The organism is Deltaproteobacteria bacterium HGW-Deltaproteobacteria-18, from assembly GCA_002841885.1.
In the GTDB taxonomy this organism is placed as follows: Bacteria; Desulfobacterota; Desulfovibrionia; order Desulfovibrionales; family Desulfomicrobiaceae; genus Desulfomicrobium.
This window is the reverse complement of the sequence record PHBE01000008.1, coordinates 76,207-92,514: the sequence shown is the minus strand read 5'-3', so window position 1 is coordinate 92,514 and position 16,308 is coordinate 76,207. Positions and strand designations below refer to the sequence as shown.

Annotated in this window: 14 protein-coding genes; 6 read left to right on the top strand and 8 right to left on the bottom strand. The window is 56.5% G+C overall.

Annotation, left to right across the window (positions count from 1 at the left end; translation table 11 throughout):
* Nucleotides 1-126 precede the first annotated feature (126 nt).
* Nucleotides 127-1,938 carry a hypothetical protein gene (locus CVU60_08975; protein PKN41881.1) on the bottom strand — a complete coding sequence of 604 codons (1,812 nt, stop codon included), beginning with the start codon at nucleotides 1,936-1,938 and terminating at the stop codon, nucleotides 127-129.
* Between the two features lie 243 nt (nucleotides 1,939-2,181).
* Between CVU60_08975 and CVU60_08970 the strand changes: the two genes are divergently transcribed.
* Nucleotides 2,182-3,588, top strand: coding sequence for an aspartate kinase (locus CVU60_08970; protein PKN41929.1), 1,407 nt, complete (start codon nucleotides 2,182-2,184; stop codon nucleotides 3,586-3,588).
* 88 nt (nucleotides 3,589-3,676) lie between these two features.
* On the opposite strand, the gene CVU60_08965 is transcribed toward CVU60_08970, so the two are convergent.
* Nucleotides 3,677-3,937, bottom strand: coding sequence for a hypothetical protein (locus CVU60_08965; GenBank protein ID PKN41880.1), 261 nt, complete (start codon nucleotides 3,935-3,937; stop codon nucleotides 3,677-3,679).
* A 693-nt stretch (nucleotides 3,938-4,630) separates the two neighbouring features.
* On the opposite strand from CVU60_08965, the gene CVU60_08960 reads away from it, so the two are divergent.
* Nucleotides 4,631-5,251 carry a hypothetical protein gene (locus CVU60_08960; GenBank protein PKN41879.1) on the top strand — a complete coding sequence of 207 codons (621 nt, stop codon included), beginning with the start codon at nucleotides 4,631-4,633 and terminating at the stop codon, nucleotides 5,249-5,251.
* Nucleotides 5,252-5,549: 298 nt separating this feature from the next.
* Here CVU60_08960 and CVU60_08955 read toward each other — a convergent pair whose 3' ends face one another.
* The 3 genes from CVU60_08955 to CVU60_08945 form a co-directional block, all read right to left on the bottom strand.
* Entirely contained in the window at nucleotides 5,550-6,362 is an 813-nt protein-coding gene (locus tag CVU60_08955) for a ZIP family metal transporter (GenBank protein ID PKN41878.1), read from the bottom strand.
* 42 nt (nucleotides 6,363-6,404) lie between these two features.
* A complete protein-coding gene (locus tag CVU60_08950) occupies nucleotides 6,405-6,680 on the bottom strand; it encodes a hypothetical protein (protein ID PKN41877.1) in 276 nt (91 codons plus the stop codon).
* Nucleotides 6,681-6,850: 170 nt separating this feature from the next.
* Nucleotides 6,851-7,252 carry an aldehyde-activating protein gene (locus tag CVU60_08945; protein ID PKN41876.1) on the bottom strand — a complete coding sequence of 134 codons (402 nt, stop codon included), beginning with the start codon at nucleotides 7,250-7,252 and terminating at the stop codon, nucleotides 6,851-6,853.
* Nucleotides 7,253-7,671: 419 nt separating this feature from the next.
* Between CVU60_08945 and CVU60_08940 the strand changes: the two genes are divergently transcribed.
* From CVU60_08940 to CVU60_08925, 4 genes are all read left to right on the top strand, one after another.
* Entirely contained in the window at nucleotides 7,672-7,971 is a 300-nt protein-coding gene (locus CVU60_08940) for a hypothetical protein (GenBank protein PKN41875.1), read from the top strand.
* Between the two features lie 246 nt (nucleotides 7,972-8,217).
* The gene (locus tag CVU60_08935; protein PKN41874.1) at nucleotides 8,218-8,655 is read left to right on the top strand and encodes a hypothetical protein; all 438 of its coding nucleotides are present in this window, start codon (nucleotides 8,218-8,220) and stop codon (nucleotides 8,653-8,655) included.
* A gap of 52 nt (nucleotides 8,656-8,707) precedes the next feature.
* A complete protein-coding gene (locus CVU60_08930; protein PKN41873.1) occupies nucleotides 8,708-9,061 on the top strand; it encodes a hypothetical protein in 354 nt (117 codons plus the stop codon).
* A 332-nt stretch (nucleotides 9,062-9,393) separates the two neighbouring features.
* A complete protein-coding gene (locus CVU60_08925; protein PKN41872.1) occupies nucleotides 9,394-10,113 on the top strand; it encodes a hypothetical protein in 720 nt (239 codons plus the stop codon).
* A gap of 115 nt (nucleotides 10,114-10,228) precedes the next feature.
* Here CVU60_08925 and CVU60_08920 read toward each other — a convergent pair whose 3' ends face one another.
* From CVU60_08920 to CVU60_08910, 3 genes are read right to left on the bottom strand one after another with little or no spacing between them, the layout of a single operon-like run.
* Nucleotides 10,229-13,366: a hydrophobe/amphiphile efflux-1 family RND transporter gene (locus tag CVU60_08920; protein PKN41871.1), complete on the bottom strand. Its 3,138-nt coding sequence runs from the start codon at nucleotides 13,364-13,366 to the stop codon at nucleotides 10,229-10,231.
* Nucleotides 13,367-13,370: 4 nt separating this feature from the next.
* A complete protein-coding gene (locus CVU60_08915) occupies nucleotides 13,371-14,534 on the bottom strand; it encodes an efflux transporter periplasmic adaptor subunit (GenBank protein PKN41870.1) in 1,164 nt (387 codons plus the stop codon).
* A 29-nt stretch (nucleotides 14,535-14,563) separates the two neighbouring features.
* Nucleotides 14,564-16,018, bottom strand: a complete 1,455-nt coding sequence (locus CVU60_08910) for a transporter (GenBank protein ID PKN41869.1) — start codon at nucleotides 16,016-16,018, stop codon at nucleotides 14,564-14,566.
* Nucleotides 16,019-16,308: the final 290 nt, after the last annotated feature.

Here is a 16,308-nt window from a genome sequence, read left to right as displayed (position 1 = left end):
TTCCTTTCGAAACCGGGAACTACGAGTATGAGGATTGAAGATGGATTTCACGCGGAGCCCGGCCTTTGTCTGAGACTGAAAGCCGCGGCAATCCATGCCTTTGGTCACGCAGATCGAACGCCATGCCTACTTGAGCCCGAGCCGTCCCCGCCTGCCGGCCATCTCCCGTTCCTTGTCCGTGTCGATCCACCAGGACTGAAAATCAAGTCCGTAATTCGCCAGCTTCTCCGGACGACCGAACTTGTCCCAATAGGCCACGCGCCAGGACGTGGCGTGCCAGTGCGGGATGACGTACCAGCCCCACAGCAGGGCGCGGTCCAGAGCCTTGCAGCGCAGGATGAGCGCGTCGCGGTCCGGAGCCGCGATGACCAGATCGACCAAGGCGTCTATGGCCGGGCTCTTTATGCCGCAGTAATTGCGCGAACCCGGCATGTCCGTCGAAGCAGAATGCCAGAACGAGCGCTGCTCGTTGCCCGGGGACAGGGACTGGGGGAAGCTTGAGACGATCATGTCGAAATCGAAGCCACGCAGCCGCTCCAGGTATTGTGAGGTGTCCACCATGCGAACGCTCATGGTGATGCCGAGCCGTTCCAGATTGCGCTTGAAAGGCAGGACCACGCGCTCGAAATCCGGCTGTACCAGCAGCATCTCGAAAACGAAAGGCGTGCCGTCCTTGACCAGCTTGCCGTTCGTGACGCTCCACCCGGCCTGACGCAGAAGTCCGGCGGCCTCGCGAAGATTGTCGCGGATGTTGCCGCTGCCGTCGGTGACCGGCAGGGAGAATGCCTGCGAAGTCACTTCTTCGGGCAGGCCCAAAGGTTTCAGCATGGCTTTTTCCTGCTCCGAAGGCAGGCCGGAAGAGGCCATGTCGGAATTGGAGAAAAAGCTCGTGGAGCGAGCGTACTGGCCATAGAAGAGGCTCTTGTTGCTCCATTCGAAATCAAAGGCGTAGTTGAGGGCCTTGCGCACCAGGGGGTCGGCAAAAATGGCGCGGCGGGTGTTGAAGACAAAGGCCTGCATGCCCTGCGAGAGCTTGTGCGGAATGTTCTCGGTGCGGATCAGCCCGGCATTGACCGCCGGGCCGGTGTAGCCTGTGGCCCACTGCTTGGAATTGTACTCCTGGCGAAAATCGTACTCTCCAGCCTTGAAGGCTTCGAGGGTCACGGTCAGGTCGCGATAGTAATCGTAGATAATAGTGTCGAAATTGTGCCGACCCTTGTTCACCGGAAGGTCACGGCCCCAGTACCCGGGGTCTCGCACAAAGGTCAGTCGCTGCCCGGCCTTGAATTCTCCGATCCGGTACGGGCCGCTGCCCACTGGGATATCAAGGCTTGATGCGGAAAAATCCCGGCCTTTCCAGGAGGCTTCGGACAGCACCGGCAACTGCCCAAGGATGAGCGGCAGTTCCTGACTGCTGCCGGGCTTGAAGGCAAAGGTCACGGTCTGGGCATCGACAACGTGGACCTGTTCCACATCGGCATAATACTGGGCGTAATGGGGATTGCCCTGTTCCACCAAGATCTTGAAGGTAAAGGCCACATCCTGTGCCGTGACCGGGCTGCCGTCATGAAACCTGGCTTCTTCGCGCAGATGGAAGGTCATGGAGGAACGGTCCTTGGCCACTTCGATGCGATCGGCCAGCAGGCCGTATTCGGTAAAGGGCTCGTCGAGGGACTGCTCGGTCAGGGTGTCGAATAGAAGACCCAGGCCGTCGGCGGAATTGCCCTTGACGATGAAGGGATTGAAACTGTCGTAGGTGCCCGTTGCGGCCAGTCGCACCTGCCCGCCCTTGGGTGCATCGGGGTTGGCGTAATCGAAGTGAGTGAAATCCGCAGGGTAGCGGGGTTGTCCGTTCATGGCCAGGGCGTGGAGAGTATCCCCTGCCGTCGCAGGCAGGACAGAGCCAAGGAGAAGAACAAGAAGAAAAAGATGCTTCATGATGAACCTGCTTGAGTTGGCGAATTTGCGCCCTTTTAGCCGTAGCGGCCCAGAGCGTCAAACAGGTCCGGTGCACAGGCTAAGCGCAGAGCGTACATCGGAATTATGATGTTTCGAAAATCGATTTTCTGTTATCTGCGTATTGACGCCCCACCACTTTAGGCAATATCGCTCAAGGGTTATCCAGTGCAGTCGGCCCTGGCCGCCGGCGCCCGTCAACATCACTTCAGTCCGGGAAAGTCCATGAAAGCCAAAGTTCGTGTTGAAAAGATCGGTGGAACATCCATGTCCAGATTTCCGCAAATCATCGACAATATCATCCTTCGCAATCCCGCCGACATCTTTGGCCGGATCTACATTGTCTCCGCCTACGGAGGGGTGACCAACGAGCTGCTGGAGCACAAAAAAACCGGTCAGCCCGGCATCTACCAGCTCTTCCGCCAGCAGGAGAACTACCCCATAAAAATGCTCGCCCTGCGCGACAGCCTCTTCGAACTGAACAAGACCTTCGTGCCCGCAGGGCTCGATCTGGCCGCCGCAAATGAATTCGTCGACGACCACATCGACCTGGCCATAAACATCCTGCGCAGCATGGATAACGTACTGGCCTCGGGCTATGTTTCACGAACCGCCCTGTTCCTGGCCGCACGAGAGCTGCTGGCTTCCCTGGGTGAAATGCACAGCGCCTTCAACTCCGCCAACATCCTGCAAAATCGCGGCTACAACGCCACCTTCGTGGACCTGAGCGGCTGGGAAGACAGCCGGCAGTTGACCATCGACGAGCGCATCAAGGACAGCTTCGAAGGCATCGATCCCTTCTCGACCATCTGTTTTGCCACCGGCTACACCAAAGGCACCGAAGGCATCATGCGCGAATTCGACCGGGGCTATTCGGAGGTCACATTCTCTAAAGTCGCGGTGATTCTGGGCGCGAGCGAAGCCATCATCCACAAGGAATACCATCTCTGTTCCGGCGACCCGCTGCTCATCGGCGAAGAAAACATCCACCCGGTCTGCAACACCAACTTCGACGTGGCCGACCAGTTGGCCGACGTAGGAATGGAGGCCATCCACCCCAAGGCTTCAAAGCCGCTGGAAGTCAATGATATCCCCATCCGGATCAAGAATGCCTTTGATCCGGATCACAGCGGCACGCTCATCACCAAGGATTTCATCGCGCCCGAATCAATGGTCGAGATCGTGACCGGATCGGACAAAGTCACCTGCATGGAAGTGCATGACACCCGCATGGTCGGAGAGGTCGGCTTTGACTTGCGCATACTGCAGGTGCTCGCCAAGCACGGCATTTCCTATATCAGCAAGGTCACCAACGCCAACACCATCGGAATGATCATCAATGATCGCGACTGCCGCCCCGAAATGATAGCCGAGCTGCAGGAAAAATTCGAACAGATCACCCTCCAAAAGGTGGCCATCGTCTGCGCCATCGGCTCCAACATCGGACAGCCCGGAATCATGGCCAAGGCGGCTAGCGCGCTGGCTGGCGAAGGGATCAACATCCTGGCCGTCTCACAGACCGCCCGCCAGACCAACATGCAATTCGTGGTCGAACGCAGCCAATTCGCCAAGGCCCAGGTGGCGCTGCACAAGGCCCTGTGCATGACCGGCCCGCGAGCCTGTGCCGGCTGAACGCAAAAATCCTGGCTCCAGACAAACACGAATCCCCGGGACAGACGTCTGTCCCGGGGATTCGTGTTTGTGCGGCACTTTAAAAAAATCACTTCAACAGAAATTCAAGTTCACTCTTCGTCAGCAAACTCTTATAAACCCCTATCCCTTCCCCGCCTTTCTTCAACGGCCCATTTGAAACATTGGGCTGTTGCGTCAACACCTGTTTCACGGCTTCGCGAAACTGTTCATGACGAATCAGTTCCTCGTCAGGGACAATCATGACGTAGGGCTTCCGCCATGATGCTGATTTCGCATCATCGTCAGTGCATTCAAAAGCTTCCTGCAAATATTCCTGATCCGTGTTCATGACACGTCCTGCATAAATATTTTCTGTGTTACATGTTTATAAAATCTTGAAGATATTATCAGGAGCCAGCCACTCGGCTCACTGAAATACTAAAATCATAAATCAGGAGGCACTTCGATATAAATAAATACCACTAACTATTTTATGAAAATATATATACTCTGATTGTCGAGCATCATCAAATCACTGCAAAAAAACAAGGCAAAAACCTGAGCGCCAATTCTGCGGAGGCGGGCTAGTTGAAAATTTCATTTTTTCCGGGATGTTAGAAACACAAGCGCCCTCTTGCAAGGTGACGGAGACTTGTTGGAGAGATCTTGCATAGCAAAAAAGTTGTTGAAAATAGTTCATTTTTTGAAAATTAATCAGCTTGAATAAAAAATACCTACGTACTGAATCATTACTTTGATCCATGCGTAGGTATTTTTTGTTTTTACATAATTTTTAATACATATAAATATGTATAGAATTGAAATTACATCAAAATTTAAAAATTTATTTTTTTTCAAAAATTCAGGATGTTACAGAAAAAGTAAATATTTTTATACATATAAAGCATAAAAAACGGCTTAATTGTTTACACCTTGCGCCGATTAAATAATTACAACTCAGTATTATTGGGTTACCCAAGGGAAAACAAAAAGTTTTGCAACTCACAATGCACACCAAGTGCCTACTTACATAGGAGGTAGCATGAAACACTCCGCCACACTCACCCCTCTGATTTTTATTGCTTTCCTGATTTTCTCCGCCCCGACCATTTGTCTGGCCGGCACACTACATTCGCAAGGCCAGGCACCATTTGCCTCGTCCGACGAAATGGAAATGCGGATGGTGGCAGCGCAAACACAACAAGTCATCAAAGTCGGGCAGCAACCGATAAGCGAACAGAAACTTGAAGGGGCGATCGCCTCGTACGCCAAGGCCGCAAGGCAGACTCCCAATTCGCCGGATGCCCATTTTGCACTTGGTGACGCCCTGGCCAAGGCCGAACATTTTCAGGAAGCCCTGGTCAGATACACCCTGGCGGTTACCCTCGACCCAAACCACACCAAAGCCCTGTACGCCCGCTCACAACTCTGTCGCCGCATGGCGCTCCACGCCCAGGCCTGCAAGGACTTGAGTCGGCTTATAAATCTTAAGCCGGGAGTCGCTGATTATCACTATCAACGCGGCAAGGTCCTCCTGAAACTCAAAAAAATCACGGAAGCCTACCATGACTTCCTGCGGGCCTACGAACTCGACGATAAATACCCCAAGCCCACGCTGGTATGGGACAAGGAAAAGGAGATCGTGGCTACGAAACGCGCATGACAATTGAGGGTTTATATATAAAATAGCCTCACTTACGAGGCTATTTTACAATTCATCTAGTGCGCGCAAGACGGATCAGTCGAGTTCTTGCTTGAAGCAAACCAGGCATTGGTTGTGAGTGGTGCTCCAGGTCACCGAGTGACCTGGTTATCGAAGAATCAGAATGCTCGTTGGACAAGGATGACTTGTTCACTGTGTCGAGACGAATTGAACGCCGACTTGCTCCGTAAGCGCTCAACGGAACCCACCACCCAATAATTTCGATTTAGGCAAGAACGAGCAGTGATTTTATTAAATTTCACCCTAAACCGACATCAAGCATCATCATCAACGTAAATCCACACATGGTGCCTATTGTCGCGATGTCAGTATTCTTTTCCAACTGTGATTCGGGAATAAGTTCCTCCACGACGACAAAGATCATGGCGCCGGCAGCGAAGGCCAAGGCATAAGGCAGGAGAGGTCGCATCGTGATGACCGCAACAGCGCCAATCACTCCTGCAATAGGCTCCACGATTCCTGACAACTGGCCATACCAGAAGCTCTTCAGTCGTGAGAACCCTTCACGTCGCAAGGGGACGGACACGGCGGCACCTTCTGGAAAGTTTTGCAACCCGATACCTAAAGCCAATGCCACAGCCCCGGCCAGGTTGGCTGAAGGCAGGTCGGCGGCCAGTGCCCCGAAAGCCACGCCTACGGCCAACCCTTCAGGAATGTTGTGAAGGGTGATGGCCAGGACCAAAAGGATGCTGCGGTGCCAACTGGTTTTCACGCCTTCGGCTTCAGATCTAGGAAATCCCAAATGGAGATGCGGGAGAAACTCGTCCACCAGCCACAAGAAAGCCCCGCCGGACAAAAAACCGATGCCTGCCGTCAGCCATGCACGATGCCCCATGTTTTCGGCCATCTCGATGGCCGGAGCCAGGAGAGACCAAAAACTTGCTGCGATCATCACGCCAGCAGCAAAACCGAGCATTCCATCCAGCATTTTCCGATTGATATCTTTGAAGAAAAAAACCGTCGCCGCCCCAAGGGCCGTCACGAACCAAGTGAAGCAGGTAGCCAAAAGTGCCTGCATAACGGTGTTCAATCCCAGAAACCATTCAAACATAAAATTTCCTTGCGCCTCGCTACAGCATAAAGTGTTAACTGCTCAGAGTTCGGAGTAACAACTCAAATTTCCAGGGTTGAGAGCAAAGTCGCTGAAATGGAAATCTATCCAAAATAATTGAATATATTTCTCGATGCGCCCTCCCCGTTCTGCAATGCTTTTTTTGTCACAACACAACAGAACACAAAGAAAGAATCTCTGCATGTGAAATACAAACAACGCCATCGAGTTGCAAACAATTTGAAAAGTCTGTGAGAGTAGAATCAATTCGTTTTTCAACAAGTCAGGAATTTTGAGCTCTGTATAAAGTTCAAGCATCAAGAATGCAAAAAAATATTCTGCGTTGACTATCTATCTGAACATCTTTGTTCTTTCGTTCACGGAAAAAAGGCTCAAAGAAAAATCCCGCTTTTGCGCGCTTTGAAAGTCCGGCGATCCAGCTAAACGGCCGGAGTTGCCACTCCGGAATAAAAGAGGCAGGAAGCGGATTACTCTGGCAGTTCCTCAAAGGTGGGGAGCAATTCCAGCAACGTGTCCCAATTGGCTTTACGCGAAACGAAGATATGCGCCGTGGGCGGAATTGGCGCGTCACAGTCGAGACTGCCCGCTGGGAGCACCAGCAATGTGCCGTCCATTTGAATGTTAGGCAGGGCAGAACCGCATTCCACACAAAAACTTTTTATGTGACCTGTATTGTTGAAGTTAAATGTTTTCACCAAGTTCTCGCCCGAGATCCAGCGAAGGGTCGCCGAGGACGAAAACAGGTTGGCCGCATGGGCCGACCCGGTATCCTTGCGGCATCTTTCGCAATGGCACAAATAGAAACTCTCGAATTCGCCTTCAGCCTCGAAGGCGACCTTGCCGCACAGACACGATCCCACATAATTCACGCCTACACCTCCAAGTCTCGCGTTGTTCTTTGGGAGACGACGTTACAACTCCGTTCGTCCGCATTCAATCCTGAAAAACATGACTCCCGACATCCAAGGTCTTTGAGGCCAATAACCGCCTAATTTCATGATTGTTTCTGTTAAAAAAGTCCTTGGATTCATCGCTCCTGCCCAAAATTTACCGTTTTTTATTCCTAATGATCTGCAATTGCTAACAAAAAATCGCCCTGTATTCCTCCACTAAAGCATATGGGACCAGGGAAACCATTCCCTGGTCAGCGCTGATATACGTAATTCAGTCATTCATTATACTGAAATCGCCCAATATCACCCCCGGTCCTCCCGTTATACTGTCTTCCCCAAAACGTTTTTTGGCGCCCCGAAGGGGGCAGGACACTGCAACACGGGAGGAAGAACTGATGGAGGTCATGAATTCCTGCGGCACGCTTCGGCGTGTCGAAGATCCGGACGCGCTTCTGCGGGAAACCCGGGGTAAGGGAGGTGTGATGCATGCCTTCAGCGTCGCGGCCGAGAGTGACCGGCAGGAGTTGGGTCTGCTGCAGACCGTGGTCTGGCTTGGCCCTGAGGATGATCAGCAGGCCACGACCGAAGGCCATCCCTGGCGCGACTACACCTACGCTCAGACCACTACGGTGCACCAGACCGACGACCTCGATTTCGTTCCCATCCTACCGGACAAAAACGGCGGCCAACCATGACCCGGCGCCGAACGGACACCCGCAGCGGCCCCGCCCTCAGCGAAAAGGCCATGTCCCGTGCGCAGCGCCAAGCGCTGTGCTTCCTTGCCATCCTGACACTTCTTCTCGCCGGAAGGTTGCCGAACCATGCAGCACGACAGATCCAGCCAGCCCCCTTTGCCCGTGACCCTCTACCCCGTGGGGCGCTTCTTTTTCCCTGTGCCCAAAGGGCTGGATGTCTAGGGCAGGTTTATAAAAATCAACGACATGATCATCGAGGAAACGGACTGGGGCTCCGGGGACCGCGCAAAGCAGTTCCGGGCTCTCTGGGAACCGGTTCGTGACGAGGCCAGGAAGCACTACGATGTGTACAAGGATACGCCCGTCGTCCGCGGCGGTTTTGTCCAGGAAGATGTCAGCGACCACTTCGACCACCCGGCAGTCCTGCTCTGCTACTCGGCCCAGAACGGCGCGCACTGGACCGACACCTTCGTGGCCATGCCGCACTGGATCCTGCGCATCAAGGAGGAGACCGCATACAAGATTGGCGAAGAATGCCTGGGCGACCTGAAAGGGACGGTCCTTGATTTCTTCAAACACTACCACACTGACAGAACAAACCTCCCGGCGGACTTGTTCTGGACCAGAAGGGGGTGGATGCAGGGGATGATGACATGGGGACAAGGATGTCAGGGCTTCAGCTAGCCGCCCCGATACAGAAACCGCGCCAAAAATAATGCTACGCCTCAGAGCGTATATGATCTCGACTCCGGACGAACCGGCCAAATCAATCACTTCGATTCAAAAAATACTCGATGGGAATAAGATCGATCTCAAAATCCTGCGTTCACGCCAACGCCCCTTCGAGGGCATGCCCGGTCTGAAGGAAGTTTATATCCTCTCCGCACACGAGTGCGGTGAATACCAATCGACGCTCTATGCCAAGTGGGCAATCGAGGCAGAAGCCAAAAGCCCACAAAGACCTGCGATCTACCTGGAGATGAGCTGTGACGCAGAAGCTCAGGACGATGCCCTGCGCATCTGGGACGCAGCCATTGATAATTTCACATCCATCCAGGCATGGCACGCCAAGATGAAAGGAGGGAGATAATGCGCAACAACACGCCCAAAGTACCTTACGATGATCCTCTGCGGCACCGGAAGACCCCTCGGGAGAAGTGGACAACCGTGCCCGCAATAAACCCGAGGAATTGGCTTCGTTTGAGAGCAGCCTGGGGCTGGCATTCTGCCCCAGACTTGCTTACAAAAACATGAAGGAGTGCACGACCACTCGGGAGGACGCCGAAGTAAGTTCGGCTGGGGGACACTCTCACGGATAAATCAGTACTGATCACACCACGAGATCGGTTTAACGGGTAGAGTTCGGGATCTTCAGCAAAAAAACCTGTCCCAACACGGCTATCGCAACCAAAGCTATTCCACATGAGCATTCCAGATTTTCACGATTCTCGGCTTGCAGATGACATGGGCACTCTCCGGCCGCAGGTACTTGTCCTGGCGGCCGATATCGGCATGCTCGCGCATATGTCGGAAGCATCTCTTCTGGACATCTTGCCGGTAGCGCAAGCCGAGGCCATCCGCAAAAACCGCAGGTCAGAGGATCGACTTCGCCGCATTCTGGCCAGGTTGTTGCTCGGTTTGGGTCTGTCGCTTCTGGAAAATCGTGACGCGCCGACGGGAGTCAGAGCCCTTCGCAGCGACCCGCAGGGCAGGCCATGGCTGGCCGACTGCCCTCGTCCGGTCAGCCTCAGCCACTCAGGGCGCTGGGCGGCCTGCGCCATCGGTCACGCGCAGGCATCGGGGGGGATCGGGGTGGATGTGGAGGAAATTCGTGAAATGCCGGTGGAGGATTTCAGCATGGTCTTCACGGCGCAAGAGCGCGAGGACATCCGCAACGCCGAGGACCCCGCGTCGGACCTGATCCGCCGTTGGACCATCAAGGAGGCGATTTTGAAAGCCCACGGCACCGGACTGCTGGCAGATCCGCTACAGGTCGGGACCACTGGCGAGGAGGCAATCAACCATTGGGCACACCTGCCTCTGGCACACGGCTATTGGCTGACCGTGGCCGCCTCGTACTGTTTCACGGCCGCGCTGCTCAAGCCCTCGCCCCAAGAGCTGTTCGAAACGGGCCACATCTGAAATATCAGCTTATCGGGACTCGTGGGTGAAGCCATGTCGAACTACTCACAATTTCGACATATTGCCTTCAAGGATACAAGACCCGGGTATCATCGCGGCACCCAATGGACACACATCAACCGACCTTTCCACCACCTCGATCCGCATCCACGACCACGGACTGATCCCGGTTCCAGCTCATCACCACTTTGAAGAACCAGGGCACGAAAATGGGCGAGATGAGCGTGGCGGCGACCATGCCCCCAATTATGCTGCTGCCGAGGACATGTCGGCTGGCCGAACCCGCGCCCGAAGAGAGCACCAGCGGCACGCAGCCCAGAATGAAGGCCATGGACGTCATCATGATGGGCCGGAAGCGCAGACGAGCAGCCGTGAGAGCGGCTTCGGTCGGAGAACGCCCCGCTGCCAGTTCCACGGCGGCGAATTCCACGATCAGAATGGCGTTCTTGGCCGCGAGGCCGATGAGGGTCACCATCGCTACCTGGACGTAAATGTCGTTGGCAAAACCGCGTACGAAAATAGTCGCCATGGCCCCGAACAGGGCAAAGGGCACGGCCAGGATCACGGCCGTGGGCATGGTCCAACTCTCGTATTGGGCGGCCAGGATGAGAAAGACCAGCCCAAGGCCAAGCAGGAGCGCCATGTAGTTGGTCCCGCCGCCTGCTTTTTCCTGAAAGGACGAGCCGCTCCAGGCCAGGGAATATCCCGCGGGCAGTTCGCTGCGCACCAGTTCCTCCAGGGCGGACATGGCCTGCATGTTGCTGAATCCCGGCGCGGCCTGACCGGAAATACGCGCCGCCGGGACGCCATTGAAGCGCGTCAGGGAGAAGGCTCCGCTGGTGGTGGAAGTGGAGATGAGGTTGGACAGGGGAATCATGGCCCCGGACATGCTGCGCACGAAAATCGCGCCAAGGTCCTCGGGTCCGGCCCTAAACACCGACTCTGCCTGCAAATAGACCTTGAAGGCGCGGCCGTGCAGCGTGAAATCGTTGATGTAACTTCCGGACAGGGTGGAGCTTAAGGCCTGATAGACATCCCCCACCTCGACTCCCATGAGCTTGGCCTTTTCCACGTCAAGCTGCACGAAGATCTTGGGCGTGCCGAGCCGAAGCGCGCTGTTCACCCCGCGCAACTCGGGCCGTCCGGCTGCAGCCGCGCTCAGCCTGTCGGCCTGCGCCGCCATCTCCTCGATGGAAGCCCCGGCATTGTTCTGCAGAAACCCCTCCAGCCCGCCGACCGTGCTCAGGCCCACGATGGGCGGCGGGTTGAAAGCCGCAAGAATCCCGTCGGTCACATCGATCCCGAAAACCTTGCCCGCCAGCGCCTGTGAAGACTGAGCCGCGCCGGTGCGCTCCTCCCAGGGCTTCAAGATGATGAAGGCCGCGCCTGCGCTGCCCAGAGTGCCGGTTCCTCCGAGCAGATCGGTCCCGGCGATGGTCAGCACCGAAACCACGGAAGGATCCCGCCGCATGGTTTCAGACAGATGATCCAGAATCTTGTCCGTGCGCGGCATGCCCGCCCCGTCGGGCAGCATGGCGGCGGCGATGATGTAGCCCTGGTCCTCGTCCGGGGCCAAGCCCTCGGGCACACGATTGAGCAACTCCCAGGTGCCCCAGCCAAGGACGCACATGACGACCACGGCCAGAATGTTGGACCGCAGCACAAACCTGACTCCGAGCAGATAGACCGAGGTCAGGCCTTCAAAAGCACAGTTGAAAGCCCGGGCGAACCGCCCCGGGGTCCCGTGACGGGACTTCAGCAGAAAGCCGCACATGACCGGAGAGAGCGTCAGGGCCACGATGCCGGAAATAATGACCGAGAGTGCGATGGTGATGCCGAACTGGCGGAACATCTCACCCGTCAACCCACCCATGAACGACACGGGGATGAAGACCGCGCAGAGCACAAGGACAATGGCGATGACCGGACCGGTTACCTCGCGCATGGCCTTGGAAGTGGCCTCCCGAGGCGAAAGCCCTTCGTCGTGCATGATCCGCTCCACGTTTTCGAGCACCACGATGGCGTCGTCCACAACGATACCGATGGCCAGGACCATACCGAAGAGGGTCAGAGTGTTTATGGAGAAGCCGAGCATGTACATGCCCGCGAATGTGCCCACGATGGACACGGGTACGGCAATGCAGGGAATGAGGGTGGCTCTTGGATTCTGCAGGAAGATAAAGATGACCAGGGCCACCAGCGCCATGGCTTCGAACAGGGTCTTGACCACCTCCTCGATGGAGATGCGCACGAAAGTCGTCACGTTGTAGGGGATTGCGTGCTCCATACCGGGCGGAAAATCCAGGCTCAACTTCTGCATTCTGGCCTCGATGAGATCGGCCGTCCGCAGAGCGTTGGCCCCCGGTGTGAGCGAAATGCTGATCCCGGCTACGGGCTTGCCGTCCAATTTGCTCCGCACCCCGTAGTCAGCGGCTCCAAGCTCGATCCGGGCGACATCCCGCAGGCGCATGATCCCTTTCTTGTCATCAACCCGGATGATGATGTCCCCGAACTCCTCCTCCGTGGCCATGCGCCCCTGCGTGCTGACCAACCAGGTCATCTTCAGGTCTTCCGGGGCGGGCTGCAGACCCACCGTGCCCGCGGCATACTGCGAGTTCTGCTCCAGCACCGCCCGAATGATATCCTGCGGGGTCAGGGCGAAAGCCGCCAGCTTGGCCGGATCAAACCAGATCCGCATGGAATATTCTTCGGAGATGAGCGAACTGGCCGAGGCAACGCCGGGGATGCGCTTGAGCTGATCGGTCACGTTCAACGCTGCGTAGTTGTTCAAAAAGAGGCTGTCATACCGGCCGTCCGGGCTGGCCAGGGTAATGATCATGAGAAAGGTGCCGGAATCCGAAGTGACACTGACCCCGAAACGGCGCACCTCGTCAGGCAGTCCGGCAAGCGCGCCCTGAACCAGATTGCTGACCCGGCTCCCGGCAATTTCCGGATCGGTGCCCAGGGCGAAGGTGGCCTTCATGGACATGGCCCCGTTGGCCGAACAGGTCGATTGCAGATACAGGAGATCCTTGGCCCCGTTCACCGCCTGCTCCAAAGGAGCCGCCACAACCTGCGAAATGACCTCGGGACTGGCGCCCGGATAGATGGCCGTCACGGACACCGCCGGTGGAACCAGGTCCGGGTACTGGGCCACGGGAAGGCGCTGCATGGCCAACGTGCCCAGGATGATGATCACCAGCGAGATGACCATGGCCAAAACCGGACGCCGGAGAAAAAATACGTCCTTCATGCCCCTAACCTTCTTGCTTGGGGCTTTGTGCAGGATCGGACCGGCCGGAACCTTCCGCCTCGCGCGGGGCGACTTGCATGCCGGGACCGACCTTGTTCACGCCCTCGACAATGATGCGCTCGCCCGGGTCAAGGCCCGAGGCTACAAGGACATCCCGGCCCACCCGGGCCAGAACCTCGATGGGACGAAAAGACGTGATGTCGCCGTCGCCGACCACGACCACCGTCGCCCCTTCGCGCCCCTGCAACACGGCATGATTCGGAACGGCGATGGCGTCCTTGAAGGTTAAGAATTCGAGGTTGATGCGCACCACCTGTCCGGGCAGCAGCGTCTTGTCCGGATTGGGAAAAACCGCTTTGGAAATCATGCACCCGGTCTCGCGGCTGATGACCGGGTTGCCGAGGACCATTTTCCCCTGATGGGCGTATTCACGATCCGCATCAATGAAAAGCCGCGTCGGGATGGGCTCGTGGATGACGGCCCGGCCACTCTCCAGATATTCCCTGATCTTGCGGATCTGGGTGTCGGAGACGGAAAAAACCACATGTACCGGATCCATGACGTAAATGGTGGTCAAAAGGCTTTCGGGAGAACCGGCCGTGATCAGGGTCCCTTCGCTGCGCAGGGCCATGCTCGCAAAGCCCGCAATGGGCGCCTTGACCTTGGTCAGTTCAAGATCGATGAGCGCAAATCGCAGCACGGCCTCGGCCTCGGCCAGCTCGGCCCGGGCTGATTCGTATTCCGTCTGCACCTGGTCGCGGTCGCGCTGGCTGATGGATTTGCGCGCGGCCAGCGGAACGACTCTGTCGAAATCACGCTTGGCGTTGTTCAGACGGGCCCGGATGCTGGTCACCCTACTCGCTGCCTGGTCGACCTTGGCCTGATACGAGGCGGGATCGATCTCGAAGAGAACCTGTCCGGCCCTGACGCTCTGCCCGTCCTGAAACAAGCGCTTCTTGAGGATGCCGTTGACCTGAGCATGGACCTCGGCGGAGTTCAGGCCTTCCACGTGCCCGACGAAGGTCGGGGTCAAAACGATGTCCCGGGGGGCTACCTGCTGTACAAGGACCGAAGGTGCCTGCCGTTGGGCAGCATTGTCCGGTTTCGCCTTTCCGGCGTCCTCGTTCAGGCATCCCGCGAAAGAAAAAACACACGCCGCGACGATCATAACCGTCCTGAACCATCGACCCGGAATAATCACTGGGTACCTCCAACCGAAAGATCTTGTTCCACCACGTTCCGATCCCGGGCGGGGGCAGAGACATCCGCTTCCCACCCGCCACCAAGGGCAACGCACACATCGACCGAGGCCTGCAACTGCTGAGCCCTGGTCTGGGCCCAACTGAGCTGTGCCGAAAAGAGTTCTCGGTCCGCGTCCAACACTTCAAGAAAATTGGAATAGCCGTTGCGATATCTGTCCTCAGCCTTGTCCGCCGCCTCGGTCAAATCCACGATCCGGCGTTCCAGGGCAGCGTTTGCATCGGCCAGCAGAGCCTGACGGGCCAAGGCATTGCGCACATCCTGGAAGGCGGATTGAACTGCCTTTTCGTATCGCGCAACGCTCTCGCGACAGCGCGCTTCGGTCATCAGCTCCCGAAACCTGGTGGTCCAGAAATCAAGGGGCAGACGCAGCGACAGCCCATAGTTCCAGCTCGATGAACCGCCAAGGCTGAGGTCTCCGGCTTCCTGGGCAGCCCAGCCGGTCTTTCCGGTCAGGGACAGCTGAGGAAAATAGTCGGCCCGCACGACACCCACGTCAAAATGGGCCGCACGCAGGCCCTGTTCCGCGGAGCGCAGATCAGGACGTCTCGTCAGCAAGTCCGAAGGCAGCCCGTCAGGCAGCACCGGAACGGTGGGCAGAGAGTTCAGGGCATTGCCCAGTGCCGGGGAATTCCGGCGCATTATCTCAGCTGGTGAGCGGCCCAGAAGAACAAGGAGGGTACTTTGGGCGGCGTCAAGCCCCAGCTTGGACAAAGCCAGGCTGTAGCGAGCGCTCTCCACCTCGCTTTGGGCCCGCAGCAGATCGGCGCGGCTCGAAAATCCGATTTCCTCGCTGATTTGCTGCATGTCCAAGGCCTGCAGGCGTTGCGACAGGGTCCGCCGGGCGACATCGACTTGAAAGGTATAATTGAGAAGATCAAAGTAGGACTTGGCGACAGTGGCTGCGACAAGCAATCGGGCACCGGCGAGATCGGCTTCGGAGGCAAGCCATTTCGCCTCGCCGCCAAGGAGGGCATTGCGGTACTTGCCCCAAAAATCCAATTCCCAGGCCGCGCCGATATAGAGGTCGTGATTCCGGGATTTTTCAAAACCCTTGGGTGGCGCACCTGCAATGCGTCTGGATGACCAACTTTCGCCGGCGCTGCCGTCAATGGAGGGCACGGGAACCAGGGCCGATCGGCTTATGCCTGCCGCGGCGGCAGCCTGCTCTACACGGGCCATGGAGGCAGCGAGATCGCGGTTGTGATGCAGGGCTTCCTGCACCATCGCGTCAAGGTCGGGATCGTCGAAGCGCCGCCACCACTGGGCGCCAACCCCCTTAGCTTCACTCTCCTCCCAGACCGGCGGAAGATTCTGGGCAGGCCTTTGATATGAGGGAGCAAGCGAACATCCGGCAAGGAACAAGGCGAGCACCCATACGTATTGCGTCACTGCGACTCCCTCGTGAACAGGCTATCGAATCGGAAAAAAATCCGGCAAGAGCACAATCCCACTCATCTTCGCCCGAAACGGATTCAAGCCCCGACACCGCCTTGGAATGCTAAAAATCCAATATTAAAAAATACTTATACATGAATTATAATGACAAAACAACACCGACGGAGATCGCAAACCAAATTTTCATACAGTCTACGACTCAATTGAATATGTCCTTCAATCATGAAGGCCTGATTACTTTTCAACCGCGGCTGACATAAGGATTGAAGTTTCACGTTCAAGCC